Genomic DNA, 24,542 nt, shown 5'->3' on the forward strand with positions numbered 1-24,542 from the left:
CGCCGCACCGCAAGCAACTGTCGATCATGGGTGAGGGCATGGGAATCTCGCGGCGCGAGTTCATGAAGTGGGTGTCGGCGGGCGGTATCACGCTCAGCCTGTCGCGCCTTGCTGGGGCCGAGCAGGTGGCGTTTCCGCTACGCGAGACATTGCCGGGACGGGGCAAGTTGAATCCCGCTGTCGGGGGCGCGGGTCGCGTTGATGGCGTCGCCAAGGTCACCGGTTCGAAACTCTATGCATCGGATTTCCGGGCGAATGACCTGCCGGGCTGGCCCGAGAAAACCTCGCACGCCATTCTGGTGCGGGCGCCGGATGCGACGCATGTCTATCTCGGCATGGATCTCGCGCGGCTGAGCGGCGCACTGAAACCTACAGTGATCGTCACCGCAGCGGATCTCGCCAGGATCAACGCCCGCGTGCCAGCCTATTATGAGGGTGATCTGTTCTGTCCCGTCGGCAAAACGCCGCTCTATATGGGACAGCCCGTTGCTCTTCTGATTTTCGAGACATTCGACGCCTATGATCGCGCGCGGATCGCCTTGCGCGACGGCACTTTCGTGCAGTTCGGCGAGGAAACCGGCCCGATCGAGATGCCAAATTATGCGGCGTATCGCTTCACCCGTGTCGCCGGCGCCACGCCCGATGCGCCCGATGTCTATTCGCCGGTCCTTGCCGGCTGGGTGACGCCCGGCCGTACCCAGGCATCGGCGCTACCGGTGTGGTCCTCGACTGCGCACAAGAACGAGGCCGGTTACGAGAAGGCTGCGGTCTATGGCGACCAGATCCGTGCCGAGATCGCCGCCAGCGAGTCTTCGGCCCTGGTGCTGGATCGCACCTTCGATACGCAGTCCGTCGATCCGATGTTCCTGGAGCCGGAATGCGGGCTCGGCTGGTATAGCGGGAAGACCAAGGCGCTTGAACTGGTACTCGGTGTGCAGTCGCCCTATGAGGCTGCGGAAACCGTCGCCTTCTTGCTCGCCGAGGCGAAAGCGCCGTTCAAGCCGACCGCGATCAACGCGCAGTTCGCTTATGTGGGCGGCGGCTTCGGCGGCCGCGACCACACGCCATTCATTCTGTATGTGACGCTGGCAGCGATGTTCTTCCCGGACCGTCCGGTGCGGCTCGCCCATGATCGCTATCAGCAGTTCCAGGGCGGCATCAAGCGCCACGCCATCAAGATGCGCTCGCGCATGTCCGTCGATCGCGCCTCCGGCAAGATCACGGCCTTTGCCGCCGATCACGTGCTCGATGGCGGCGGCCTCGCCAATTTCTCGGCCAATGTCGCGACCTGTGCTGCAACGGCTGCGATCGGCATCTATGACGTGCCCAAGGTCGATGTCACGACAGTGGCGCAGCATACCCGCGGCGTGACCGCGGGCTCGATGCGCGGCTACGGCTCGCTGCAGACCATGACTGCGCTGGAAGTTCTGATCGACGAGGCGGCGCTTGCGCTGAAACTCGATCCCATCGACTTCCGGCGGCGCAATGCCCTGAAGCAGGATGGCCGCACCATGACCGGCAATCCCTACATCGTCTCGGTGCGCACCGCGGAGGTTCTGAACAAGCTCGAACAGCATCCGGTCTGGCAAGGGCGTGTGGCGGAGAAGGCGCGTGCCGCGAGCGGCGTGCTGGTCGGCACGGGCGTAGCCTGCGTGACCAAGGATTATGGCACTGGGGGCGACTGCTCGAACGGCCGCGTCGAACTCGGTTCCGACGGCAGGATCACGATCTTCTGCGACCATGTGGAGATGGGCAACGGCATCGGTACGGCGCTCGCCAATCGCGTCGCATTGCATCTCGGCGGCATCGCCGATGAGGTGGCAGTGTCGCAGGTCGGTGTGTTCGACGCGATGGAACTGGTGACCTCCGGCGACTGCTACACCATGGATCAGAAGACCCAGGACAAGGCCGAGAAGGATCCGCGCTGGGTGCCGGCGATCAGTTCGGCCACCTCGGCCTCGATCGGCGCCCATGTCGGAACCCATGCGGCGGCGGAAGCCGCGCGGGTGATCTTCCGCTTCGGTCTGTGGCCAGCCGCGCTGTCGCTCTGGAACATCGGACCGCGCGATCCGCGTGCGAAGGATTTTGCGAAGGCGCTGTGGAAGGACGGGCAGCTCACAATGGTGGGCCTGCCGTCGCTGCCGCTGGCGAAACTCGCCGCGACTGCCCATGCGCGCAATCTCGTCACCGGCGCCGTGGCGCACGGGTTCTCGCGCTGGGCGTGGGCACGCGCACGTTTCCCCATTAATGGCGAGCAGTATCGCGCCGAGATCGACGGACTCGCTGTGCGGCGCGGCGCCGGCGAGTTCACGCGCATCAATCGCACCAGCGTGCTGTTCCCGCCGACCGACAACAACCGGATGGGCACGGCCTATACATCGGCATGCGGCGCGACCGTGCGGGTCGAGATCGAGAAGGCGACCGGCGCGCTGCGCATCGCCAAAGCCTATACCGTGTTCGAATGCGGACAGGCGCTGGTGCCGGAGGTCGTGCTCGGGCAGGCGCAAGGTGGCTTCGCCATGGGCGTCGGCTATGCGCTGCTGGAGACGTTGCCGCCGTTCGAGGGCGGGCCGGGCAACGGGCAATGGAATCTCGGCCAGTATCTGGTGGCGCGAGGATCCGACCTGTCACTGCGCGACGTCGAGATCGAGCTGATGCCGCCGCTGACGCCGGACGAATTGCCGAAGGGCATGGCCGAGGTGGTGATGATCCCCATTGTGCCGGCATTGCTCAACGCCATCCATGACGCCACCGGCCATCGCTTCGCAGCGTTGCCGGTGACACAGGCCATGCTCAAGGGAGCGCTCGCGTGACGACACTGGGCATCACCATCAACGGACAGGTCCATGCGCCCACCGAAGTGCGCGACGATCTCTCCATGAACGACTTCCTGCGCGAATATCTGGGCATGACCGGCACCAAGTTCGGCTGCGGTGCCGCGCAGTGTCTGAGCTGTGCCGTGATTGTCGATGAGCCTGACGGCACCAGTCATACCAGCCCGACTTGCGTTGTGTCCGCGGCGAGCTTCCACGGAAAATCCATTCGCACGGTCGAGGGCCATGCGAAGAACGGCGAACTGTCGCCGTTGCAGAAGGCCTTCATCAGGCATTTCGCGTTCCAGTGCGGCTACTGTACCGCCGGCTTCCTCAATGAAGGGCAGGTGCTGCTCGAGCAACTGGCCAGGACGCCGGTGCCGCGCGCCGGCCTCGAAGAACGGATCGCCGAGGCGCTCGACGGTCATTTGTGTCGGTGCACCGGCTACGTCAAATATCATGAGGCTGTGCTCGACGTGATCCTCAGCGACGCGAAGCGCTATCTCATTCAGGAGCCGCGCGGATGAGAGCCGAAACACGCGTCAAAACGCTGGTTGTCGTCGCGACGCTTGGGATGAGCATGCTCACGGCCTATGCCGCCGGGCAGGGCGCATCGAAAGGGCTGGCGAGCCCGGAGAGTTTCAATGGCATCGCCGATACCAATACGCGCTCGGCGGCGATCTTCACCGAACTCGGCAAGGTGCTGACCCATCCGCGCTGCGTGAACTGCCATCCCGCCGGCGACGTGCCACGGCAGGGCGATGCGCGGCGATTGCATCAGCCGCCGGTGACGCGTGGGTCCGATGGCCACGGCACTGCAGCGATGCGCTGCAACTCCTGTCACAAGGACGCCAATTTCGAACCGGGCCGCATCCCCGGCCATCACGAATGGCACCTCGCGCCGCGCGAGATGGCATGGGAAGGCAAAACCGTTGCCGAGATCTGCGCGCAGATCAAAGACCCCGCACGCAATGGCGGCCGCAAGGTCGAGGATCTCATCGACCACATCGGCAAGGATACGCTGGTCGGCTGGGCCTGGGCGCCAGGCTACGGGCGCGCGCCTGCGCCCGGCACACAGGCTGAGGCGGGCGCCCTCGTGGAAGCGTGGGCAAAGACCGGCGCGGCCTGTCCAGGCTGATGCGACGACGCCATTTCATTGGACATGATGGCGATTCCAGCAGGATTCGCCGCGGCTCATGACTTTGAAAACCAAACGGCACGGCAAGCTGGTTTTGCCTGAGTCGGAGGGCGCAATCGAATTCGCGGTCATGGTTTTAGAGACACCCGCGCCGGAGCCGCCGACTGTCAAAGCAGTTTAACTAGGCGACCATCGCCTCGCTGATCGAAACCTGCAAGCTCAACTCCGTCGATCCGCAGACTTGGCTGACCACCGCGCTCACTGCCGTAGTCAACCGGTCGGTTCGCCCGGCTTCGGCCAGAAGAGATGCAAACCGAGACGTCTAAAGCTCCCTCAAAAACTTGATCGTCAACTCTGATACTTCGGTCGGTCGCTCTTGCTGAAGCCAATGGCCCGCGTCTTGAAGAACGTAGGAGCCGCGCAGGTCGGAAACCAAGTTCGGCATTGCTGCGATGATCTGATCCATACCGGGTATGCTGAAGCCAGTATCGCGCTCGCCGATCATGAAAAGTGCGGGCACCCTGACCAGTTGGCCGACGCAGCCTTGCAGCAGTTCCCAATTGCGATCAAGATTGCGATAGTAGTTCAATCCTCCGGTGAAGCCTGACAACTCGAAGGCTCTGACCAGTTGGTCGAATTCCCGGCTGGGTAGCCATGCCGGTAGTCGGGCCGGTGTCGGGAGGTTTGCCAGCAATCCGGTGCTCCTCACGACCATTCCGAATGGATTGGGTGTGCCATCGCCCGGCTTACGACGACCCGCTTCCCCACTTGCTGCGAAAATGAGCTTGCGAAGAGTCAAGCTCACGTCGCGGCTAAACTCCTCCTCGGCGAGCTTCGGTTCTTGAAAATACAGCGTATAGAAAAGTGCTTCTTCGGTCTGCGGGAAAATCTTCGATGGTGGCACGGGCGGCTGTCCCATCATCGGCACGCTGAGTGCGACGACAGCACGGAATCGATCGGGGCGCAGCAGCGCGGCTTGCCATGCAATTGTCGCACCCCAATCGTGGCCGACGACGACAGCCTGTTGCTCACCAAGCGCATCGAGGAGCGCCACCAAGTCGCCAACGGCGTGAAAGACCGTGTATTGATCCAGGTGCTCTGGCGCGTCGGTATTGCCATAACCTCTCATATCCGGCGCAACGGCGCGGTAACCAGCCTGTGCAAGTGCATTGATCTGGTGTCGCCATGCGTATTTGGTCTCAGGGAAACCGTGGCAAAACAGAACTAACGGGCCTTGACCAGCGTCGAGGACGCTCATGTTGAGCGTTCGGGTCTGAATAATTGTCTCTTTCATGGACGCCTCTTGATTGGTTGGCAGCGCAATTGATGGAAAGGCGATCACGAGCGGCGAAAACTCAAAAACTGGAGGCGTCGCATGTGCGCTCCTTCTATAGCGTAACAACATATGTTACGTTATAGGTTGGGTGTCAAGATATCGTAACCGATATTGTTACGGAAGGGGCGCGATGAAGACCGATGGGCGGCTTGCCAGAATGCTGCATGTGTTGGTTCACATGGGACTACTCGGCGGCAGGGAAACGTCAGAACGAATTGCGCAGATGCTCAACACAAATCCCGTTGTTGTGCGCCGCACGCTCGGGGCACTGCGTGAACATGGGATCGTTGAATCCGAAGGCGGCCGAGGAGGCGGTTGGAAACTGACCCGGTCGCTCGACCAGGTCACGGTGCTCGACGTCCAGCGCGCTCTAACCGAAGGACCTATCCTCGCTGCTCCCATCTCGCGAGATCACCCGACTTGCCCAGTCGAGCGTGCGTCCAATTCTGTGCTGGAAAAGGCGCATGCTGCTGCAGAGACCCAGCTCATTGCGAAGTACGCTGCCACCACACTCGCGCAGATAGCAAAAGACGCCAAACATAAGGCGTCCGGGACTTCTCGATAGGACGACTGCTCCTGGCGCATCATCGCATCGGCGATGACCGCTAACCGTGGCCCGACCACAGCTTAGGTCAACGCGTGAGCTGGACACCGCTTACGGTGATGCATGTCTGACCTGACGGATATTTTGGACCAGCGTGCGACTGCATCGTTGCGCTCCGATCCAGATGCTGCAGTTTAATGAGTTCGCTTTCCTGATATGTCAGCGCGTAGTGCCGCGGGCCTCATCAGAGAACGACCTCACGGTCCGATAAAAATAAGCAGAACGTCGATCATAAAAATAGAAAATCTCATTCTTCTGTCGTCGTAAAATACAGTTGATATCGGACTCGCTCATTTTTCTGGTTCTGCGAAGCTTACTCACCGATTGCAGATGCCGCTTCTCGCGAGGTTCCGATGAAACATGATGGCCTGCCTGGATATGGATTTGCCGCTACCGCACGCGCGACATCAGATTTCGTGGATGCACCCATGGCGATGAAGGCGTGGCGCTGTCGAACCTCCTGAGCTTATCGATCTGATAGGCACTATCCGATCGCTTCACTGATCTCTGATCAAGGATAGCTCAAGTCAATCAACGAATTGGTCTTCGCTGCGCTTCACATGCGAGAGCGCAAACGATGGCCTGTGACCTGCAGTTCGATGGATGTTCCGAACGCTCTGTCTTTCTTCCTCTGTAACATCAAGGTGAATTCACATGACCGTCCTGCGTGATCCGATCAAGTTTGCATACTGGGTTCCGAATGTGTCCGGCGGGCTCGTCATCAGCAAGATTGAGCAACGAACCGGATGGGACATCAACTACAACCGGCGTCTGGCGCAGATCGCCGAAGCCAACGGCTTTGACTACGCCTTGAGCCAGATTCGTTTCACCGCGGGTTACGGCGCAGAGTTCCAGCACGAGTCGGTCGCCTTCAGTCACGCGTTGCTTGCGGCGACGACGAAGCTGAAAGTTATCGCTGCGCTGCTTCCCGGACCATGGAATCCTGCGCTTGCAGCCAAGCAGATCGCAACGATCAACCACCTGTCCGAAGGTCGCGTGGCCGTCAATATCGTTAGCGGATGGTTTCGCGGAGAGTTCACGTCGATCGGAGAGCCCTGGCTCGATCACGATGAGCGCTATCGTCGCTCCGAGGAGTTCATTCGTGCGCTGCGTGGAATCTGGAATCAGGACAATTTCACGTTCCGCGGCGATTTCTATCGCTTCAACGATTACACCCTGAAGCCGAAGCCGATCGACCCGCAGCCTGAAATTTTTCAGGGAGGAAGTTCGCGCGCGGCGCGGGATATGGCTTCGCGCGTGTCTGACTGGTACTTCACCAACGGAAATTCGCCTGAAGAGATCAAGAAACAGGTCGACGACATCCGCGCCAAGGCGGAGGCCAACGGCCATTCCGTCAAGATCGGCGTCAATGCGTTTGCCATTGCACGCAGCACCGAGGCCGAAGCGCGCACCGTTCTCAACGAGATTATCGAGAAGGCCGATCCAGACGCTGTTGGCGCGTTCGCTCACGAGGTGAAGAACGCTGGCAAGGCTTCACCGGAGGGGCAGGGTAACTGGGCAAAATCGAGTTTCGAGGACCTCGTTCAATATAACGACGGCTTCAAGACCAACCTGATCGGCACGCCGGAGCAGATTGCCGAACGCATCGTCGCGCTCAAGGATGTCGGCGTCGATCTCGTTCTTCTGGGCTTTCTGCATTTCCAGGAAGAGGTCGAGTATTTCGGAAAGAACGTCATTCCGCTGGTTCGCGCACTCGAAGAGAAGGTCGTGCCGCGGGTCGAGGCGGCCGAGTAGACGGGTGACGGGTCAATTCCGATGAGTTCGGTCGCAGCGGCTGACACCGAAGATTTGCTCCCGGCTTTTGCCCGCGATCGCGCAGGCGAGACCGAGAGACATAGCCGGGGTGTTCCGGCGGAAGCCGAGCAAACACTGGCGCATACAGCGGCACCTGCGGCTGTTCCGGTGCTGGCGCTCGAAGGCATTTCGGTTGCGTTCGGGGGGGTGGTGGCATTGCAGGATATCGACCTGCATGTGGCGGAAGGCGAGATCCGCGCGATCATCGGCCCGAACGGGGCAGGCAAGAGTTCGCTCCTGAACGTGGTGAGTGGATTGTACCGACCGGACCAAGGCCTGGTGCAACTTGGCGACAGACGCTTCGCACATGTGCCGACGTCACGTCTCGCCGGTTATGGCGTGGCGCGAACCTTTCAGAATCTCGCATTGTTCAATGGTCTGTCGGTGCTCGACAATGTGGTGATGGGCTTAGCGCATCGCCGGCGTGCCGGCTTCCTGCAACAGATCATCGGCACGCCCTGGGCGCGGCGCGAGGAAGCCGCCAATCGCGCCGGGGCGGAAGAGATCATCGATTTTCTGCAGCTCACCGAGGCGAGGGAGCGGATCGCCGGCGGACTGCCTTATGGATTGCAGAAGCGGGTCGAACTGGCCCGCGCGCTCGCCGCACGTCCGAAGCTCTTGCTGCTGGACGAACCGCTGGCCGGCATGACGCTGACTGAAAAACAGGAACTCTCGCGCTACATCCGCAATGCCCGCGACAGCTACGGCACCACGATCGTCCTGATCGAGCACGACATCGGCGTGGTGATGGATCTGTCCGACCGCATCGCGGTGCTCGATCACGGATCCAAGATCGCCGACGGAACGCCGGATCAGGTGCGCGCCAACCAGGCCGTCATCAATGCCTATCTCGGGGTCGCGCATGACGATGACACGGAGCTGGCGCAGTGATGTTTGATTATCAGTTCTTCATCGAGGTTCTGGCCGGCGGCCTGTTGTCCGGCGTGATGTATTCGCTGGTCGCGATCGGCTTCGTGCTCATCTACAAGACATCCGGTGTTCTGAATTTCGCGCAAGGTGCGATGCTGTTGTTCGCAGCGCTCACCTTCGTCAGCTTGGTCGAGCGCGGCGTCTCGTTTCCGCTAGCGTTGCTGGCGACGCTCGCGATCATGGTCATGCTCGGGATCGCGGTTGAGCGCGTCATATTGCGTCCGCTGGTCAACCAGCCGCCGATCACGCTGTTCATGGCGACGCTGGGATTGTCCTATGTCATCGAGGGCGCGGCGCAACTGTTGTGGGGCACGCAGGTGCACGGTCTCGATCTCGGGATCGACGACAAGCCGTTCGAGGTCGCCGGCGTATTGATCAGCCAGTTCGATCTGTTCGCTGCTGCGGTCGCCGGCGCGATGGTGACTCTGTTTGCGCTGTTCTTCCGATACACGCGCACGGGCCTGGCGTTTCAGGCCGTCGCCGACGATCAATTTGCCGCGCTTGCGGTGGGCTTGCGTCTGCCGCGTGTCTGGGCGGCGGTATGGACGGCAGCCGGACTTGTCGCTGTCGTCGGCGGCTTGCTGTGGGGCGCGCGACTGGGCGTGCAGTTTTCGCTCTCGCTGGTTGTCCTCAAGGCGCTGCCCGTGCTGGTGCTCGGCGGGTTCGACTCGATCGCCGGTGCCATCGTGGGCGGCCTCCTGATCGGTGCGATCGAAAAACTTGCTGAAGTCTATGTCGGGCCTTTCTTCGGCGGCGGCATCGAGGCGTGGGCTGCATATGTCGTTGCCCTTGGTTTTCTGCTGGTGCGGCCATCGGGGCTGTTCGGCCAGAAGCTTGTGGAGCGGGTGTAGCGATGTCCGCACCAGCTCTAGCCATCAAGGGGAACGCTGTGACGCCGGGCCATATCGGCGTGGTGGTTCTGCTTGTCGTTGCCTATGGGGTCATCCCGTTGACCGGTTCGGACTATCTGCTGGATGCAATCCTCACGCCGTTCCTTGCGCTCGCGCTGGCGGCGGTCGGGCTGAACGTCCTGACGGGCTATGCCGGGCAGGTGTCACTCGGGTCAGCCGCCTTTCTCGCGGTCGGCGCCTATGCGGCCTATAACCTCAATCTACGCATTCCGGAGCTGCCGTTCCTGGTCAGCCTGCTGCTGGCGGGTCTCGTCGCGGCGGCTGTGGGGCTGATCTTCGGCCTGCCGAGCTTGCGCCTGCACGGCTTCTATCTCGCCGTGTCGACGCTTGCCGCCCAGTTCTTCGTGCAATGGGCCCTGACGAAGTTCGGCTGGTTCTCGAACGACAACCCGTCAGGCGTCATCGATGCACCGACGCTGACCATCGGCGGCTTTGCGGTCTCGGGCGCGGCACGGCGCTACGTCTTCTCGCTGACGACCGTCCTGATCGCGACGTTTCTGACGGTGCGGTTGCTGGCGGCGCAGTCCGGACGAAACTTCATCGCGGTACGCGATCACGAGATCGCCGCGAAGGTCATCGGCGTTCCCTTGTTGCGGACCAAGCTGCTGGCCTTCGGCGTCTCGTCCTTCCTGATCGGCATTGCGGGCGTGCTGTGGGCGTTCGCCTATCTGCGCACCGTGGAGCCGGCCGGCTTCAATCTGGATCGCTCGTTCCAGATCCTCTTTATGATCATCATCGGCGGCCTGGCCTCGATCCGGGGATCGTTCCTGGGCGCAGCCTTCATCGTCGTGTTTCCGCTGCTGCTGTCGCGGGTCGGCGCAGCACTTCTCGGGGACGTATTCGATTCCGGGGTGCTGGAGATGAGCCAGCGCATCGTCATCGGCAGCCTGATTATCGGACTTCTGATCGCGGAGCCACGCGGACTGATCGCCCTGCTGGATCGCATTTCGGCACGGACTATTCCAAAGCCGAAGCGTCCGGAGCAGGCGGCAAGCCAACTGCAGAACCATCGTTAACAACAGGGGTCATCTCATGAATGTATTCAAACCGTTCAGATTGGCGGCGCTGGCCACGGCCATTGCTGTTGGCGCCATGCTTCCCGCGAAGGCGGACGAGCAGTTCTTTCCGCTGCAAAGCTATCGCGTCGGTCCCTATGCGGCCGGCGGTACCGGATTCTTCGGTGGCTTCATCGACTATCTCAATCTCATCAATATCCGCGATGGCGGCGTCAATGGGGTGAAGCTCACCTGGGCCGAGGGCGAGACCCAATACGAGGTCGAGCGTGGCGTGGAAGTTTATGAGCGCCTCAAGAGCCGCTCCGGTGTGGCGGCGTGGAATCCGCTGTCGGTCGGCATTGCCTATGCGATGATTGATCGCATCACCAAGGACAAAGTGCCGCTCATCACCATCAATCATGGCAGAACGGACTCCACCGACGGGCGCGTATTCCCTTACGTCTTCCCGTTGCTGCTCAATCCCTATAGCGAGACGTCCGGCATCGTGAACTATATCGCGTCGCGCGAGGGCGGTGCCGACAAGCTCAAGGGCAAGAAGATCGTGGTGCTCTACCATGGCTCGCCCTACGGCAAGGAAACCATCCCGATCTACAAGCTGCTCGCTGACAAATATGGCTTCGAGCTCGAGCAGATCGAGGTGCCGCATCCCGGCAACGAACAACAGTCGCAATGGCTGTCGATCCGCCGGGCGAAGGCCGACTATGTGGTGCTGCGCGGCTGGGGCGTGATGAATCCGGTGGCGCTGAAAACAGCGCAGAAGGTCGGCTTCCCCGCCGATCGCATCGTCGGCAATGTCTGGTCCAACTCTGAAGAAGACGTCATTCCGGCCGGCGACGCGGCCAAGGGTTATGTCGCGATCACGACGCAGGCGTCGGGTGCCCAGTACCCCGTGGTGCAGGAGGTCATCAAGACCGTCTATGGCGCCGGCAAGGGCAACCTCGACGACAAGAAGCGGATCGGTGGCGTCTACCACAACCTCGGAATCGTGAACGGCATCCTGAATGTGGAAGCCATCCGGATCGCCCAGGCGAAATTCGGCAAACGTACGTTGACGGGTGACGAGGTGCGTTGGGGGTTCGAGCATTTGCAGCTTGATCCCGCACGGGTTGAAGCGCTGGGTGCAAAGGGGCTGTTCCACTCGATCAACGTCACCTGGGACAATCACGAAGGCGATGGCCGCGTCACGTTTCAGCAGTGGGACGGCGCAAAGTGGAAGGTCGTCTCCGACTGGATCGCGCCGGATTGGGCGTTCCTGCGTCCGATCATCGAGAAGTCGTCCACAGCCTATGCGGCGGAGCACAACATCAAGATCCGGACATCCGACGACGCTCCGGTCGGCCAGTAGCAGCCACAGCGCAACAGCGGAGGAGGCAGGCATGCGGCTCCTCCGTTCATGCCAAACCCCAAGGGCATCCAGATGAACGATATCCTTCTCTCGGTTGACGCGCTGTCAGCGACTTACAATCATGCCATCCGCGCGCTGTCGGGCGTTTCGTTCACTGTGCGGCACGGCGAGATCGTGGCGCTGCTCGGTGCAAACGGGGCGGGCAAATCGACCACATTGAAAGCGGTCTCCAACCTGCTGCATGCCGAGCGCGGTCAGATTACCGAGGGAAGCATCCACTTCGACGGTGCCGCCGTCGCGTCCGTTTCGTCTGCGGATCTTGTGCGTCGCGGATTGGTGCCGGTGCTCGAGGGGCGGCACTGTTTCCGCTCGCTGACTGTCGAAGAGAATTTGATTACAGGCGCCATCGGACGGGACGCGCGTCGCAGCGAGGTTCGCGCCGATCTCGATCGCGTCTATGCACTGTTCCCGCCTTTGAAGAAGCGGCGATTGTCGTTGTCCGGCTTCACCTCGGGCGGCGAGCAGCAGATGACGGCCATCGGGCGCGCGTTGATGTCGCGTCCCCGGTTGCTGGTGCTTGACGAGCCATCGATGGGGCTCGCTCCGCTGGTGGTTGAGAATATATTTCGAACGCTGAAGCGGCTTAACGTTGACGAGGGGTTGTCGATCCTTGTCGCGGAACAGAATTCGACGGTCGCACTGCGCTTTGCCGATCGGGCAGCCGTCCTTGAAAACGGTCGGACGGTTCTCGACGGCCCGGCGCTGGAGCTTCGCCAGCGCGCCGACATCAAGGCGCTCTATCTCGGCAGCCCCAGCGAGAGCGCTGCGCGTCTTTCATCATCCTCCAGCAAGGCGGTTGCCTGATTTCCAGATCAACAGAACGGAGAGCTGCAATGACCAACAACAATCTCGCGCGTATTGTGACCGACGATCATTATTCCAGGCTGGATGCCGTCATCGAAAGCACGGTGAAGGCGAATGCCGATCGCAACGATCTGGAAGGCCGTTTCCCGAAAGACAACCTTGATGCGCTCGCAGGCGCCGGCTGGACCGGCGTGCTCAACGAACCGCGCTTCGGTGGGCTCGGACTCTCAAACGTCGACTTCGCCGAAGCGGCCTATCGGATCGGTCAGGCGGATGCCTCGACCGGGCTGATCTATGTCATGCATGTAGGTGCTGCCCAGACGATCAATCTGTTCGGCAATGACGACCAGAAGGAGCGATGGCTCAAAGCGAAGAACGGCGGATTGCTCGGCACCTATTCCACCAGCGAGCGCGCGTCCGGCGGCCACTGGTGGTACAATTTTTCCGAAGCTGGACGTGATGGCGATGACTACATCCTGGAAGCCGAGAAGTCGTTTACCACGAGCTCCGGTAAAGCCGACTTCTACGTCGTACAGACCCGCACACCTGACGCGAAAGACCAGACCGACATCATCTTCTTCATCGTCGATGGCAAGGCGGAGGGTATCGAATCCGGTCCCTGGGATGCGCTTGGCGTTCGCGCCAACCATTCCGGCGCAATCCGCTACAAGGGCGTGAGGGTGCCGAAGCGGGATCGGCTCGGCGTTGAAGGGCAGGGCAAGGAGATCATCTATGACGGCGTCTCTCCGGTTTATTTGATCGGGCTCGGTGCCGTGTGGGAAGGCGTCGCGCGCGGGGCGTTGAACGCGGCTGTCGCGCATGCCACGGGCTTCGTCCACAAGGACAAGAACAAAAGCCTTTCGGATTATCAGGCCATTCGGCAGGAGCTTGGCGCGGCGAAGGTGCTGGTGGAGACGCTGCGGCCATGGCGTAACGAACTGGCCGCCAGGCTGGACGATCTGTGGCGCGCCGGTAAACCGCAAAGCGAGATTCTGATTCCGCTCACGGAGTTCAAGGTTCATGCGGCAGAGGTCGCCAACAAGGTTGCGGCCGCAGCGCTTACGGTCACGGGCGGCTACGGCTATCGTCGCGGACCGATCGAGCGATCTTATCGCGACGCGCGCGCGGCAATCGCGATGGGCCCTTCCAATGTCATTGCGCGTGACTGGATCGGTAAATCGCTCGTCGGCCTACCGCTGGAGCTTTTCTATGAGGGCGGCGAGTAGATCGTTGGAGACGATCGGCGCAGTCGGAGGGAGTCGAGGCTGTACGCGCTCGGACCGGCAAGTGCTGCATAAATGAAACCGCTGCACATCGAGACGTTCTTCAAGAAGTGCGTCAGCATGTTGCGGTCACCAAAATCAGTGTGACCGGCAACAGTTTTCGCTATGCACCAGAAGGCGAGAATACACGCCGATGGCTTTGTATAACATCCGATAACGAAGGGCAGCGCGATACCGAGTTCGATGAGAACGGTCAGTCCATACGCAAATTCCGGAAGGGGGAGGCCGAGCTTTGTGAAGCCTGCAATGGTCGCGGCAGGTGCGGCAACCTTGGCGATACCGAACCAAGGGAAAACTGCGCCAAAGCAGGAGGCGGCCGGCCAGCGCGCCTAAGTCGTCCGCATGACCTGTTGGATGCCGCCATCCGACTCTTCAGAGAACCGGGTGCAGCGACACCATGCCTATGAATTTCATCTGCAATCGCACCATCTCGCGCACACCAGCCGCTTCATCGACAACCTTTGATGTCAGTGAGTCACTGAGCGAGATGCCCGCAACGCGTGCCATTACGATGCGGCCGATGAGGATAGGCACTATTGTTTCGCCGTGGCGCTATGACAAACGATCCGAATTTGCGAAAAGCCATCCCGACTTCGCCGGGCCTTTTCGGAAACGCTTCGTCTGAGGCGTATGCCTGCTGGGTCATGTCATGGCCTTAGAGGAACCGATGTTTGCGAACCGTATCTGTTTCGGCACTGGCGCCCTTTTGATCTCCGGGATTCTGTTCGTGATCTACCCGGCACTTCGCCCGTTCTCCGACGAGAGGTCGCTGGAGGGCGCCGCGGCCTTCGGGTCGGGGGCATGGCTGGCATCGCACATGCTTGCCATTGTGGCGTTTACCTTGCTGTCGCCGGGGCTGCTCGGGTTGCAAGGCTCTCTACTCGGGACGCGGGCCGAGCGCCCGCTCTTTGTTGCCGTCGTCCTGAGCATGATTGGCACAGGCTTTACGCTGCCGTTCTACGGCGGCGAAGCCTATGGCCTTCACGCGCTGGGGCAGGAAGCGCTGCGGCAGCACTCCGACTCTCCGCTCGGCCTGGTCGACGTCATCCGCTCCGGCCCCGGCCTCGTCATGTTCCTTGCCGGCCTGCTGCTCATTGCCGCCTCCGCAATTGCGACCGCAACGGCGCTTTGGTGCTCCGGTTGCTATCCGAAGGCAAGCGGCGTTCCCTTCGCCGTCGGGATGTCTTTGTACATTCCGCAATTCTTCGGCGCGCAGCCCCTCCGCATTGCGCATGGACTACTGGTCGCAGTCGGCTGCGTGTGGATGGCCGCGTGTCTTTGGCGGCGAGAGCAGTTGAACGCGAATCGGCAGGCTGCTCCTGGGCGAGGCGATTATGACGCGTCATAGCGACGCGTCATAGCAAAGTGCGCCTGCGCGGGAAAATGAGCCCGCGGGCCGCTTTATCCCTCGGAGATGTTGCCGACCACCAGTTCATAGCCGTCATCCATGATCAGGATCACGCTGAAGGAATTGGGTAGGCCGGCACGACAGAGTTTTTGCGGAGTACGAACTCTGGCATCCCGCCAATTCGACCGGCGGCCGCGGGGGCGTCTCGGGCGGCCGGACTCAGCTGCCATTGGATCGTGCGGGGTGACATGCCGGCCATGATAGACAGTGAACACAAAGAGAACAACTTCGGGACTTTCTTCGGGACTCTCTGTCCCCGATCAGTCCCGAATAGCCCTTTTGGTCCCCGATTGTTCTGCCGCTTGGGCGTCGTCTAGAATTCTCGCCGGTGGGCTAAGCCCTTAAATCATTGATCTTTTTGGCACGCGGGACTGGCGATCCCAGCAGGATTCGAACCTGCAACCCACGGAGTAGAAATCCGTTACTCTATCCAGTTGAGCTATGGGACCGATGCGTCGTCATATCATCGTCGGTTTGGCTTGGACAGACCGGGCGAAATGGCGGGATTCGCGTGGTGCTTTCAAGGCCCTGATCGGCGTCCGCGTCAGGTCTGATCGGCTGTCCGTGCTGCTGCGTGCCGGCTCTGGCCTGGCCTTTCTCTTGCTGATTGAGCGGTGAACCCGCGATTTCAGCCAGAAAGTGTGCCGACTTGATCCGCTTTTCGTCCCAAAACCGAACGTCCGCCTTTGCCTTTAACGCTGCCGCAATTCCTGTCCCGTTTGGGGATCGCTTGGCGGCGTCGAGGTCAGCGGACCGGCGGCCCCTAAGGCTTCGGCGGCGGGGGCCGCGATGGTGGCATGCCATCCTTGCCATTGTCGTTGGAGATGCCGTGCTGGCGGGGATCGCCTGGCTCGCCGTCGACCTCGTCCTCAAATAGCCGCTCCGGGAAGCCGTATTGCCTGGTCACGAAACGGCCGGCCATATAGGAGATCTGGCACGCAATCAGACATCCCGTCGTGACCGCCACACCGCCCAGGGCCGGGAAACCCTGGCTCCATGTCGCGACAGCGGACATCACGGCGACCAGCACGGTCGTCACGACAATGACCCATACGGGGCCGACGAGTCCGACGGCGAGGCCCGCCAGTGAACTTGTCGCCAAAAGAAGTTCGATCATGATGCGATGCGCCCAGAAGGACCGAGCGGGCGGGCGATCGCCATGATCATCCGGCCGCAAGGCGCACCCATCTGACCGCAGCTGGAAGACTTGGGTACCCGGGATCTCCGGTCGTCCCCAGCAGGCTGCTTTTAGTCTTAACGTGTCGCGTTTGATTAAAACACGCGGGGCGATGACGGGGCGGCCCGGCCGGTCATGCGCGTAGGACGCGTTGCAAAACTGTCACCAAAATCGTCGGCATGCGCTCGAACCGTTTCCCGCACAGGGGCGACCAATCGGCGGTGACGTGGTTTTGCTTCCGGCAAGGCCCGCCGCCATGATGCGCCGCGGCTTGCGCGTAGAGCTGCTATTTGAGTTACTCAGGTTCGTCACATGATGTTGCCGGCGATCGCCGTGTCTCGCGTTGCGCCGGTGGAGAGACTCGCGAACAAGCTGGCCATGAGTCCGTCACCGTTTTTACGCAGATTTGAATCCAGGCGGCATTCGTCCGTGCAGGGGAGTTGTCCATGATTGGTCTGGTTCGCGCCGTCACTGTCTGCGCCGCGCTGGCGTTCGGCCTCGCCTCGGCTCACGCGGCGGACAAGGCTTTCCGGCGGGATGAGCTGGCGGATTCCGCGATCAAGCTCGAGGCCCAGATCAAGAAGGAGGCCGGACCGGTCGCCAAGAGCGCAGCCACGCTGCGCACCGACGCGGACGCGGCCTTCAAACGCTCCGATTTCCGCGCCGGTCTGCAGACGCTGGGCCAGATCGTGGCGATTGCGCCCGATGACAGCGCCAACTGGCTGCGGCTTGCCAAGACCATCTTCCAGATCCGCCCGACGACCTCCTCGGAAACGACGTTCCTGCGCGAGCGCGCGGCGACGGCGGCCTATATCGCCTATCAGCGCGCCGGCAATGCCGGCGAGGAGGCCGAGGCGCTGGCCGTGCTCGGCCGTGCCATGGAAGAACGCAAGCTGTGGCGCCCGGCGCTGGATGCGCTGCGCCTGTCGCTCGAGATGCGCGAAGTCGCCGACGTCCGCGGCCAATACGAGAAGCTGCGCGACGATCACGGCTTCCGTTTGCTCGATTACACTGTGGACTCGGATTCCGCGTCGCCGCGGGCCTGTTTCCAGTTCTCCGAGGAGCTCGCCAAGCGGGTCGATTTCGCACCGTTCCTGGCGCTCGCCGGCAGTGACAAGCCGGCACTGACCTCCGAGGACAAGCAGCTCTGCGTCGAAGGCCTCAAGCATGGTGAGCGCTACAATATCAACCTGCGCGCCGGCCTGCCGTCCACGGTGAAGGAGAGTCTGCCGAAATCGGCCGAGTTCAACATCTATGTGCGCGACCGCAAGCCGTTCGTGCGTTTCACCGGCCGCGCCTATGTGCTGCCGCGCACAGGCCAGCAGGGCATCCCCGTGGTCTCGGTCAACACCCAGGCAGTCACTGTCAATGTGTTCCGGATCGGCGATCGCAATCTGATCAACACTGTCATCGGCAGCGACTTCCAAACGGCACTGAGCAAGTACCAGCTCGAGAGCCTCGGCGACGAGCGCGGCGTGAAGGTCTGGACCGGCGAACTGGCCACAGGCTCCACGCTCAACGCCGACGTCACCACGGCATTTCCAGTCGATCAGGCCATCGGCGAATTGCAGCCCGGCGTCTATGTCATGACCGCCGCGGCGAAGGGGCCGGGCTCCGGCAGCGGTGACGACGACGGCTCACGGGCGACCCAGTGGTTTATCGTCTCGGATTTAGGCCTCACGGCGTTCTCCGGCAATGACGGCATCCACGTCTTCGTCAATTCGCTGGCGTCCACCGATCCGATGGCCAAGGCGGACGTCCGGCTGGTCGCGCGCAACAACGAGGTACTCGCCACAAAGAAGACCGATGACTCCGGCCATGTGCTGTTCGAGGCAGGGCTGGCCAAAGGCGAGGGCGGTTTGTCGCCGGCGTTGCTGACGGTGACATCGGACAAGAACGACTATGCGTTCCTGAGTCTCAAATCGAACGCCTTCGACCTTAGCGATCGTGGCGTCTCGGGCCGTGCGGTTCCCGCCGGTGCCGATGCCTTTGTCTATGCCGAGCGCGGCGTCTATCGCTCCGGTGAGACAGTTTACCTCACCGCGCTATTGCGCGACGGACAGGGCAATGCCGTGACTTCCGGTCCGACGACCCTCGTGGTTGAACGGCCGGATGGTGTCGAGTTCCGCCGTGCCGTCCTGCAGGATCAGGGCGCTGGTGGCCGCAGCCTGACATTGCCGCTGAATTCTGCAGTTCCGACCGGCACCTGGCGTGTTCGTGCCTTCACCGATCCGAAGGCGCCATCAGTCGGCGAGACCACCTTCATGGTCGAGGATTACGTCCCGGATCGGATCGAATTCGAGATATCTTCCAAAGACAAATTGATCAAAGCTGATGCTCCTGTAGAACTTAAGGTGGATGGTCGTTTCCTCTATGGCGCGCCCGCGTCGGGCCTGCAGCTCGAAGGCGATCTGCTTGTCAGCCCTGCCGCTAACCGCCCGGGATTCACCGGCTACCAGTTCGGCGTGGCCGACGAGGAAAGCGCCAGCAACGAACGCACGCCGATCGAGAATCTGCCTGCGGCCGATGCGAATGGCGTCGCCACGTTCCCGGTCAGCCTCGCCAAGCCGCCGTCCTCGACGCGGCCGCAGGAAGCACAGGTATTCATTCGCATGACTGAAGCGGGTGGCCGCGCTGTCGAGCGTAAATTCGTGCTGCCCGTCGCGCCCAACGCGCCGATGATCGGCGTCAAGCCGCTGTTCAAGGACAAGAACGTCGCCGAGGGGGATAATGCCGCGTTCGACGTCGTGGTGGTGTCGCCGGAGGGAACCTCGCTGGCGCGCAGCGGCCTGCGTTACGAATTGCTCAAAATGGAATCCCGGTACCAGTGGTACCGGCAGAATTCATCCTGGGATTACGAGCCCGTCAAATCGACCAAGCGCGTGGCCGATGGCGACCTCACCATTGCCGCCAATGCGCCGGCCCGTATCTCGCTGCAGCCGCAGCCCGGCCGCTATCGTCTCGACGTGAAATCCAATGAAGCCGACGGCCCGATCACCTCGGTGCAATTCGATGTCGGCTGGTATTCCGACGGCAGCGCCGACACGCCGGACCTGCTGGAGACCTCTATCGACAAGCCTGAATATCTGTCGGGCGACACCATGACCGTTTCCGTTAATGCCCGCGCGGCCGGCCTTCTGACAATCAACGTGCTCGGCGACCGCCTGCTGACCACCCAGAACGTCGCGGTCAAGGAAGGGCAGTCGCAGATCAAGATCCCGGTCGGCAGGGACTGGGGCACGGGTGCCTATGTAGTGGCGACGCTGCGCCGGCCGCTCGACGCGGCCGCCAAGCGGATGCCGGGCCGCGCCATCGGGCTGAAGTGGTTCGGTATCGACAAGAAGGCGCGAACGCTGGATGTAGCTTTGTCGCCGCCGGCACTGATCCGCCCGAGCACCACACTGAAGCTGCCGGTGAAACTCGGCGGCCTCAATCCCGGTGAGGACGCCAAGATCGTCGTTGCCGCAGTCGATGTCGGTATTCTCAATCTGACCAACTACAAGCCGCCAGCGCCGGATGACTATTATCTCGGCCAGCGCCGCATGACGTCGGAAATTCGCGACATCTACGGGCAGCTGATCGATGGCATGCAGGGCACTCGCGGTCAGCTACGCACCGGTGGCGATAGTGCCGGCGCGCAGATCGAGGGCTCGCCGCCAACGCAGAAGCCGATGGCGCTGTATTCCGGCATCGTCACTGTGGCTGCAGATGGCACCGCGCAGATCGATTTCGAGATCCCGGAATTCGCCGGCAGCGCGCGCGTGATGGCCGTGGCATGGACCGCGACCAAGCTCGGCCGTGCGACTGTGGATGTCACGGTGCGCGATCCGGTGGTGCTGACGGCGACGCTGCCGCGGTTCCTATTGTCCGGCGACACGGGCACCATGAGCTTCGACCTCGACAATGTCGAAGGCGCGGCCGGTGACTACACCATCGCTGTGAAGACTTCGGGTCCCGTGAAACTCACCGGCAATCCGGCGACGACTGTGAAATTGGCTGCCAAGCAGCGCAGTTCCATGGCGCTGGCCATCGATGCATCGGGTGCGGGCACGGCGCAGTTCGACGTCGATATCAAGGGACCGAATGGCCTGACACTGGCGCGGCATTACGTTCTGGACGTCAAAGCGGCCACGCAGGTGCTGGCGCGGCGGTCGATCCGTACGCTGGCAAAGGGCGAGAGCCTGACGCTGACATCGGACATGTTCTCCGATCTGGTGACGGGCACCGGCGGCGTCTCGCTGTCGGTCAGCCTGTCGACCGCGCTGGATGCTGCGACTATCCTCAAGGCGCTCGATCGCTATCCCTATGGCTGTTCCGAGCAGATCACCAGCCGCGCGATGCCGCTATTGTATGTCAATGATCTCGCGGCCGGCGCGCATCTGGCGATGGACACCGGGGTCGATCAGCGCATCAAGGACTCGATAGACAGACTGCTGGCGCGCCAGGGCTCGAATGGCTCGTTTGGCCTGTGGTCGGCAGGCGGCGATGACGCCTGGCTTGACGCTTACGTCACGGATTTCCTGACCCGCGCCCGTGAAAAGGGCTTTGTGGTGCCGGACGTGCTGTTCCGTGCTGCACTCGACCGCGTCCGCAATTCGGTGGTCAATGCTGACGAGCCGGAGAAGGACGGCGGCCGCGATCTCGCTTACGGCCTCTATGTGCTGGCCAAGAACGGCACCGCGCCGATCGGCGACCTGCGCTATCTCGCCGATACCAAGCTGAACAACCTGGCGACGCCGATCGCCAAGTCGCAGCTTGCGGCGGCACTGGCGCTGGTCGGTGACCGTGCCCGCGCCGAGCGTGTCTATGCGGCAGCAGTTGAGAGCCTCGCGCCGAAGCCGATCATCGAGTTCGGCCGCGTCGATTACGGCTCGGCGCTGCGCGATGCCGCAGCACTGGTCTCGTTGGCGAGCGAGGGCAATGCTCCGCGTGCCACGCTGACGCAGGCCGTCCAGCGCGTCGAAGCGGCGCGCGGCCTGACGCCGTTCACCTCGACGCAGGAGAATGCGTGGCTGGTACTGGCGTCGCGTGCACTGGCCAAGGAAGCCAATACGCTGGCGCTCGACGTCAACGGTTCGCCGGTGAAGACCGCGCTCTATCGCAGCTACAAGGGCGCGGAGATGGCCGGGCAGCCGATCAAGATCACCAACACTGGCGATACACCTGTGCAGGCCGTTGTCTCGGTCTCCGGTTCGCCGATCACACCGGAACCGGCCGCATCGAACGGCTTCAAGATCGAGCGCAATTACTTCACGCTCGACGGCAAGCCTGCCGATGTCACCAAGGCCAAGCAGAATGATCGCTTCGCCGTGGTGCTGAAGATCACCGAGGCCAAGCCGGAATACGGGCACATTATGGTGGCCGATTATCTCCCGGCCGGTTTCGAGATCGACAATCCGCATCTGGTGTCGTCGGGGGACAGCGGCACGCTGGACTGGATCGAAGACGGCGAGGAGCCGGAGAATACCGAGTTCCGCGATGATCGCTTCACGGCGGCGATCGACCGGAAGAGCGACGACAAGGCGGTGTTCTCGGTCGCCTATATCGTTCGCGCGGTGTCGCCCGGCAAATACGTGCTGCCGCAGGCCTATGTGGAAGACATGTATAATCCGTCGCGCTACGGACGGACCGGGACAGGTCGTGTCGAGGTTGCAAAGGCGAAATGAGCGAGGGCGCGTCCACGTCACAGGGACCAACGTCACATGCGGCGTCATCCCCGGACTTGACCCGGGGATCCACTTTGCCGACCGGTGACTGCGACAAGATGGATGGCCGGGGCGAGCCCGGTCATGACGTGGGAAGGGGCTGGCATTTCATCCAACGGCGATCGGTCAGGCGAGCATTCGTCACTGTGGCCGCTTCTCTGGTCCTGAGTGGCGCCATCTTCGCTGCATGGGTGGTCTCGCTTGGCCCGCTCCCACTCGAACAGGCGCGGAAGATCTCCACCACCGTCATCGACCGCAACGGCAAACTGCTGCGCGCCTATGCCATGGCCGATGGACGCTGGCGGCTTCCGGTCGACGCAAAGACCTCCGTCGATCCCGGCTATCTCAACCTGCTGCTCGGCTACGAAGACAAGCGCTTCTATAGCCATCACGGAGTTGATCCGCTGGCGCTCGGCCGCGCCGCGCTTCAACTCGTTACCCGCGGCGAGATCGTGTCGGGTGGCTCCACTATCACGATGCAATTGGCGCGGCTGATCGAGCCGCGCCAGCAGCGCTCGATATCGGCAAAGATACGTCAGGCCGTACGCGCCCTGCAGATCGAACGGCAGATGAGCAAGGACGAGATCCTCAATCTCTATCTGGCACTGGCGCCGTTCGGCGGCAATCTCGAAGGCATTCGCGCGGCATCCATCGCCTATTTCGGCAAGGAGCCGAAGCGCCTGTCGCTGGCGGAGAGCGCGCTGCTGGTCGCGCTACCGCAGTCGCCTGAGCATCGCCGGCTCGATCGCCATCCCGGAAATGCTCGCGTGGCGCGCGACCGCGTGCTGGAACGCATGGTGAGTGAGCGCAGGGTCTCCGCCTCCGACGCCATGCAGGCCAGGGCCATTAGCGTGCCCAAGCTGCGCAAGCCGATGCCGATCCTGGCGCCGCATTCGGCGGATCAGGCGACGTTGCTGCACAGGGGTCGTCCCATCATCAGGCTGGCACTGGATGCTGGCATCCAGCGCGCACTGGAAGGCCTCGCCCGCGACCGCGCAGCGGCGCTGGGCAACAACATCTCCATCGGTCTGATCGCGGTCGACAACGAGAGCGGCGACGTGCTCGCTCATGTCGGCTCGCCCGATTATTTCGATGATCGCCGGGCAGGGCAGGTCGACATGACCCGCGCGGTGCGTTCGCCGGGCTCGACGCTGAAGCCGTTCATCTACGGCCTCGCCTTTGAGGATGGCTTCGTGCATCCGGAAAGCTTGATCGAGGATCGGCCGGTTCGCTTCGGCACTTATGCGCCGGAGAATTTCGATATGAGTTTTCAGGGTACCGTGTCGGTTCGGAAAGCGCTGCAGTTATCGCTGAATGTGCCGGCGATTGCGCTGCTCGATCGCGTCGGCGCATCGCGTTTGTCGTCGCGGCTGAAACAGGCCGGTGGCAATCTGGTGCTGCCGCCGGGCGAGGCGCCCGGACTGGCCATGGGGCTCGGCGGCGTCGGCATTACGCTGCAGGACCTCGTCCAGCTTTATACGGGTGTGGCGCGGCTCGGGAACGCCAAACCGTTGCGCGAGATCATGCAGGCCAATGGCGGCGATGATCGCGAGCCTTTGCGGTTGATGGATTCGGTCGCGGCCTGGCAGGTCGGCAATGTCCTGATTGGGACGCCGCCGCCCGAGAATGCGGCGCATAACCGGATCGCCTTCAAGACCGGCACCAGCTACGGCTATCGCGATGCCTGGTCGGTCGGTTTCGATGGCCGCATGACGATCGGTGTCTGGGTCGGCCGTCCGGATGGCGCGCCGGTGCCGGGACTGGTTGGCCGCACGGCCGCAGCTCCGATTCTGTTCGATGCCTTTGCCCGGACCGGCAAGCTGCCGGCACCGCTGCCCAAAGCCCCCAAGGGCGCGCTAATGGCCAGCAACGCTAAGTTACCGCTGCCGCTGCGTCGGTTCCGGCCGGCCGGCGAGTTGATCCGGACCGGCAGCGATCAGGCCCTTCATATCCAGTTCCCGCTGAACGGTTCCCGGATCGACGCCAGCGCCGGCGAAAATGCACTGTCCGCCGTGCCGGTCAAGGTGGCCGGCGGGGTCGCGCCCATGACCATGCTCGTCAACGGCGTGGCGGTCGGTGAGCTCGACAGCCGGCGCCAGCGGCTGATCGACCCGCCCGGTCGGGGCTTCGTCAGGCTGACGGTCATGGACGCCATGGGCGTGGCGGACACAGTTGTGGTCAGAATTCAATAAGCTCC

At 62.3% G+C, this 24,542-nt stretch carries 17 protein-coding genes, 1 tRNA gene and 2 pseudogenes; 15 read left to right on the plus strand and 5 right to left on the minus strand.

The window, feature by feature from the left end:
• The first annotated feature begins 38 nt into the window (after positions 1–38).
• The 4 genes and pseudogenes from ACEK02_RS09225 to ACEK02_RS09240 all read left to right on the plus strand — a co-directional run.
• Entirely contained in the window at positions 39–2,813 is a 2,775-nt protein-coding gene (locus ACEK02_RS09225; RefSeq protein ID WP_371421458.1) for a xanthine dehydrogenase family protein molybdopterin-binding subunit, read from the plus strand.
• A complete protein-coding gene (locus ACEK02_RS09230) occupies positions 2,810–3,340 on the plus strand; it encodes a (2Fe-2S)-binding protein (protein WP_371421419.1) in 531 nt (176 codons plus the stop codon). Before ACEK02_RS09225 ends, ACEK02_RS09230 begins: the two co-directional genes overlap by 4 nt.
• A gap of 47 nt (positions 3,341–3,387) precedes the next feature.
• Positions 3,388–3,951, plus strand: coding sequence for an Isoquinoline 1-oxidoreductase subunit (locus ACEK02_RS09235; RefSeq protein WP_371421459.1), 564 nt, complete (start codon positions 3,388–3,390; stop codon positions 3,949–3,951).
• Between the two features lie 185 nt (positions 3,952–4,136).
• Positions 4,137–4,277: pseudogene (locus ACEK02_RS09240) on the plus strand (transposase domain-containing protein); the annotation flags it as partial.
• On the opposite strand, the gene ACEK02_RS09245 reads toward ACEK02_RS09240, so the two are convergent.
• Positions 4,274–5,245, minus strand: a complete 972-nt coding sequence (locus ACEK02_RS09245; RefSeq protein WP_371421420.1) for an alpha/beta fold hydrolase — start codon at positions 5,243–5,245, stop codon at positions 4,274–4,276. The pseudogene ACEK02_RS09240 and the gene ACEK02_RS09245 sit on opposite strands and share 4 nt — an antisense overlap.
• Before the next feature lie 172 nt (positions 5,246–5,417).
• On the opposite strand from ACEK02_RS09245, the gene ACEK02_RS09250 reads away from it, so the two are divergent.
• The 8 genes from ACEK02_RS09250 to ACEK02_RS09285 all read left to right on the plus strand — a co-directional run bounded on the left by ACEK02_RS09250 (position 5,418) and on the right by ACEK02_RS09285 (position 13,998).
• Positions 5,418–5,852, plus strand: coding sequence for an Rrf2 family transcriptional regulator (locus ACEK02_RS09250; RefSeq protein ID WP_371421421.1), 435 nt, complete (start codon positions 5,418–5,420; stop codon positions 5,850–5,852).
• A gap of 693 nt (positions 5,853–6,545) precedes the next feature.
• Positions 6,546–7,646, plus strand: a complete 1,101-nt coding sequence (sfnG, locus tag ACEK02_RS09255) for a dimethylsulfone monooxygenase SfnG (RefSeq protein WP_371421422.1) — start codon at positions 6,546–6,548, stop codon at positions 7,644–7,646.
• A 21-nt stretch (positions 7,647–7,667) separates the two neighbouring features.
• Entirely contained in the window at positions 7,668–8,597 is a 930-nt protein-coding gene (locus ACEK02_RS09260) for an ABC transporter ATP-binding protein (RefSeq protein ID WP_371421423.1), read from the plus strand.
• Positions 8,597–9,487 carry a branched-chain amino acid ABC transporter permease gene (locus tag ACEK02_RS09265; RefSeq protein ID WP_371421460.1) on the plus strand — a complete coding sequence of 297 codons (891 nt, stop codon included), beginning with the start codon at positions 8,597–8,599 and terminating at the stop codon, positions 9,485–9,487. The genes ACEK02_RS09260 and ACEK02_RS09265 overlap by 1 nt, the downstream gene beginning before the upstream one ends.
• Before the next feature lie 2 nt (positions 9,488–9,489).
• Positions 9,490–10,563: a branched-chain amino acid ABC transporter permease gene (locus ACEK02_RS09270; RefSeq protein ID WP_371421424.1), complete on the plus strand. Its 1,074-nt coding sequence runs from the start codon at positions 9,490–9,492 to the stop codon at positions 10,561–10,563.
• A 16-nt stretch (positions 10,564–10,579) separates the two neighbouring features.
• Positions 10,580–11,908, plus strand: a complete 1,329-nt coding sequence (locus ACEK02_RS09275; RefSeq protein ID WP_371421425.1) for an ABC transporter substrate-binding protein — start codon at positions 10,580–10,582, stop codon at positions 11,906–11,908.
• A gap of 72 nt (positions 11,909–11,980) precedes the next feature.
• Positions 11,981–12,772, plus strand: coding sequence for an ABC transporter ATP-binding protein (locus tag ACEK02_RS09280; RefSeq protein ID WP_371421426.1), 792 nt, complete (start codon positions 11,981–11,983; stop codon positions 12,770–12,772).
• A gap of 29 nt (positions 12,773–12,801) precedes the next feature.
• Positions 12,802–13,998: an acyl-CoA dehydrogenase family protein gene (locus ACEK02_RS09285; protein WP_371421427.1), complete on the plus strand. Its 1,197-nt coding sequence runs from the start codon at positions 12,802–12,804 to the stop codon at positions 13,996–13,998.
• On the opposite strand, the pseudogene ACEK02_RS09290 reads toward ACEK02_RS09285, so the two are convergent.
• A pseudogene (locus tag ACEK02_RS09290) lies at positions 13,980–14,351 on the minus strand (DoxX family protein); the annotation flags it as partial. The gene ACEK02_RS09285 and the pseudogene ACEK02_RS09290 sit on opposite strands and share 19 nt — an antisense overlap.
• Positions 14,352–14,427: 76 nt before the next feature.
• Complete coding sequence (locus ACEK02_RS09295; protein WP_371421428.1) at positions 14,428–14,589, minus strand: hypothetical protein; 162 nt, start codon at positions 14,587–14,589, stop codon at positions 14,428–14,430.
• Positions 14,590–14,872: 283 nt separating this feature from the next.
• On the opposite strand from ACEK02_RS09295, the gene ACEK02_RS09300 reads away from it, so the two are divergent.
• Positions 14,873–15,403 (plus strand): hypothetical protein, encoded by a 531-nt coding sequence (locus tag ACEK02_RS09300; protein ID WP_371421429.1) that lies wholly within the window; start codon positions 14,873–14,875, stop codon positions 15,401–15,403.
• A gap of 432 nt (positions 15,404–15,835) precedes the next feature.
• Here ACEK02_RS09300 and ACEK02_RS09305 read toward each other — a convergent pair.
• Positions 15,836–15,912: transfer RNA gene (locus ACEK02_RS09305), tRNA-Arg, on the minus strand.
• Positions 15,913–16,226: 314 nt separating this feature from the next.
• Positions 16,227–16,580, minus strand: coding sequence for a hypothetical protein (locus tag ACEK02_RS09310; RefSeq protein WP_371421430.1), 354 nt, complete (start codon positions 16,578–16,580; stop codon positions 16,227–16,229).
• A 506-nt stretch (positions 16,581–17,086) separates the two neighbouring features.
• Between ACEK02_RS09310 and ACEK02_RS09315 the strand changes: the two genes are divergently transcribed.
• Complete coding sequence (locus tag ACEK02_RS09315; RefSeq protein WP_371421431.1) at positions 17,087–22,306, plus strand: alpha-2-macroglobulin; 5,220 nt, start codon at positions 17,087–17,089, stop codon at positions 22,304–22,306.
• 98 nt (positions 22,307–22,404) lie between these two features.
• Positions 22,405–24,537 (plus strand): penicillin-binding protein 1C, encoded by a 2,133-nt coding sequence (gene pbpC, locus ACEK02_RS09320; RefSeq protein ID WP_371421461.1) that lies wholly within the window; start codon positions 22,405–22,407, stop codon positions 24,535–24,537.
• Positions 24,538–24,542 lie beyond the last annotated feature (5 nt).

The organism is Tardiphaga sp. (genome assembly GCF_041424195.1).
Taxonomy (GTDB): domain Bacteria; phylum Pseudomonadota; class Alphaproteobacteria; order Rhizobiales; family Xanthobacteraceae; genus Tardiphaga.

What these genes read in the sequence shown, in the direction of transcription:
- ACEK02_RS09245 (WP_371421420.1), bottom strand. Translation starts at nt 5,245, where the DNA reads ATGAAAGAGACAATTATTCAGACCCGAACGCTCAACATGAGCGTCCTC.
- ACEK02_RS09265 (WP_371421460.1), top strand. Translation starts at nt 8,597, where the DNA reads ATGTTTGATTATCAGTTCTTCATCGAGGTTCTGGCCGGCGGCCTGTTG.
- ACEK02_RS09280 (WP_371421426.1), top strand. Translation starts at nt 11,981, where the DNA reads ATGAACGATATCCTTCTCTCGGTTGACGCGCTGTCAGCGACTTACAAT.
- sfnG (WP_371421422.1), top strand. Translation starts at nt 6,546, where the DNA reads ATGACCGTCCTGCGTGATCCGATCAAGTTTGCATACTGGGTTCCGAAT.
- ACEK02_RS09300 (WP_371421429.1), top strand. Translation starts at nt 14,873, where the DNA reads ATGCTTGCCATTGTGGCGTTTACCTTGCTGTCGCCGGGGCTGCTCGGG.
- ACEK02_RS09260 (WP_371421423.1), top strand. Translation starts at nt 7,668, where the DNA reads ATGAGTTCGGTCGCAGCGGCTGACACCGAAGATTTGCTCCCGGCTTTT.
- ACEK02_RS09285 (WP_371421427.1), top strand. Translation starts at nt 12,802, where the DNA reads ATGACCAACAACAATCTCGCGCGTATTGTGACCGACGATCATTATTCC.
- ACEK02_RS09250 (WP_371421421.1), top strand. Translation starts at nt 5,418, where the DNA reads ATGAAGACCGATGGGCGGCTTGCCAGAATGCTGCATGTGTTGGTTCAC.
- ACEK02_RS09235 (WP_371421459.1), top strand. Translation starts at nt 3,388, where the DNA reads ATGAGCATGCTCACGGCCTATGCCGCCGGGCAGGGCGCATCGAAAGGG.
- ACEK02_RS09225 (WP_371421458.1), top strand. Translation starts at nt 39, where the DNA reads ATGGGAATCTCGCGGCGCGAGTTCATGAAGTGGGTGTCGGCGGGCGGT.
- ACEK02_RS09315 (WP_371421431.1), top strand. Translation starts at nt 17,087, where the DNA reads ATGATTGGTCTGGTTCGCGCCGTCACTGTCTGCGCCGCGCTGGCGTTC.
- ACEK02_RS09310 (WP_371421430.1), bottom strand. Translation starts at nt 16,580, where the DNA reads ATGATCGAACTTCTTTTGGCGACAAGTTCACTGGCGGGCCTCGCCGTC.
- pbpC (WP_371421461.1), top strand. Translation starts at nt 22,405, where the DNA reads ATGGATGGCCGGGGCGAGCCCGGTCATGACGTGGGAAGGGGCTGGCAT.
- ACEK02_RS09270 (WP_371421424.1), top strand. Translation starts at nt 9,490, where the DNA reads ATGTCCGCACCAGCTCTAGCCATCAAGGGGAACGCTGTGACGCCGGGC.
- ACEK02_RS09275 (WP_371421425.1), top strand. Translation starts at nt 10,580, where the DNA reads ATGAATGTATTCAAACCGTTCAGATTGGCGGCGCTGGCCACGGCCATT.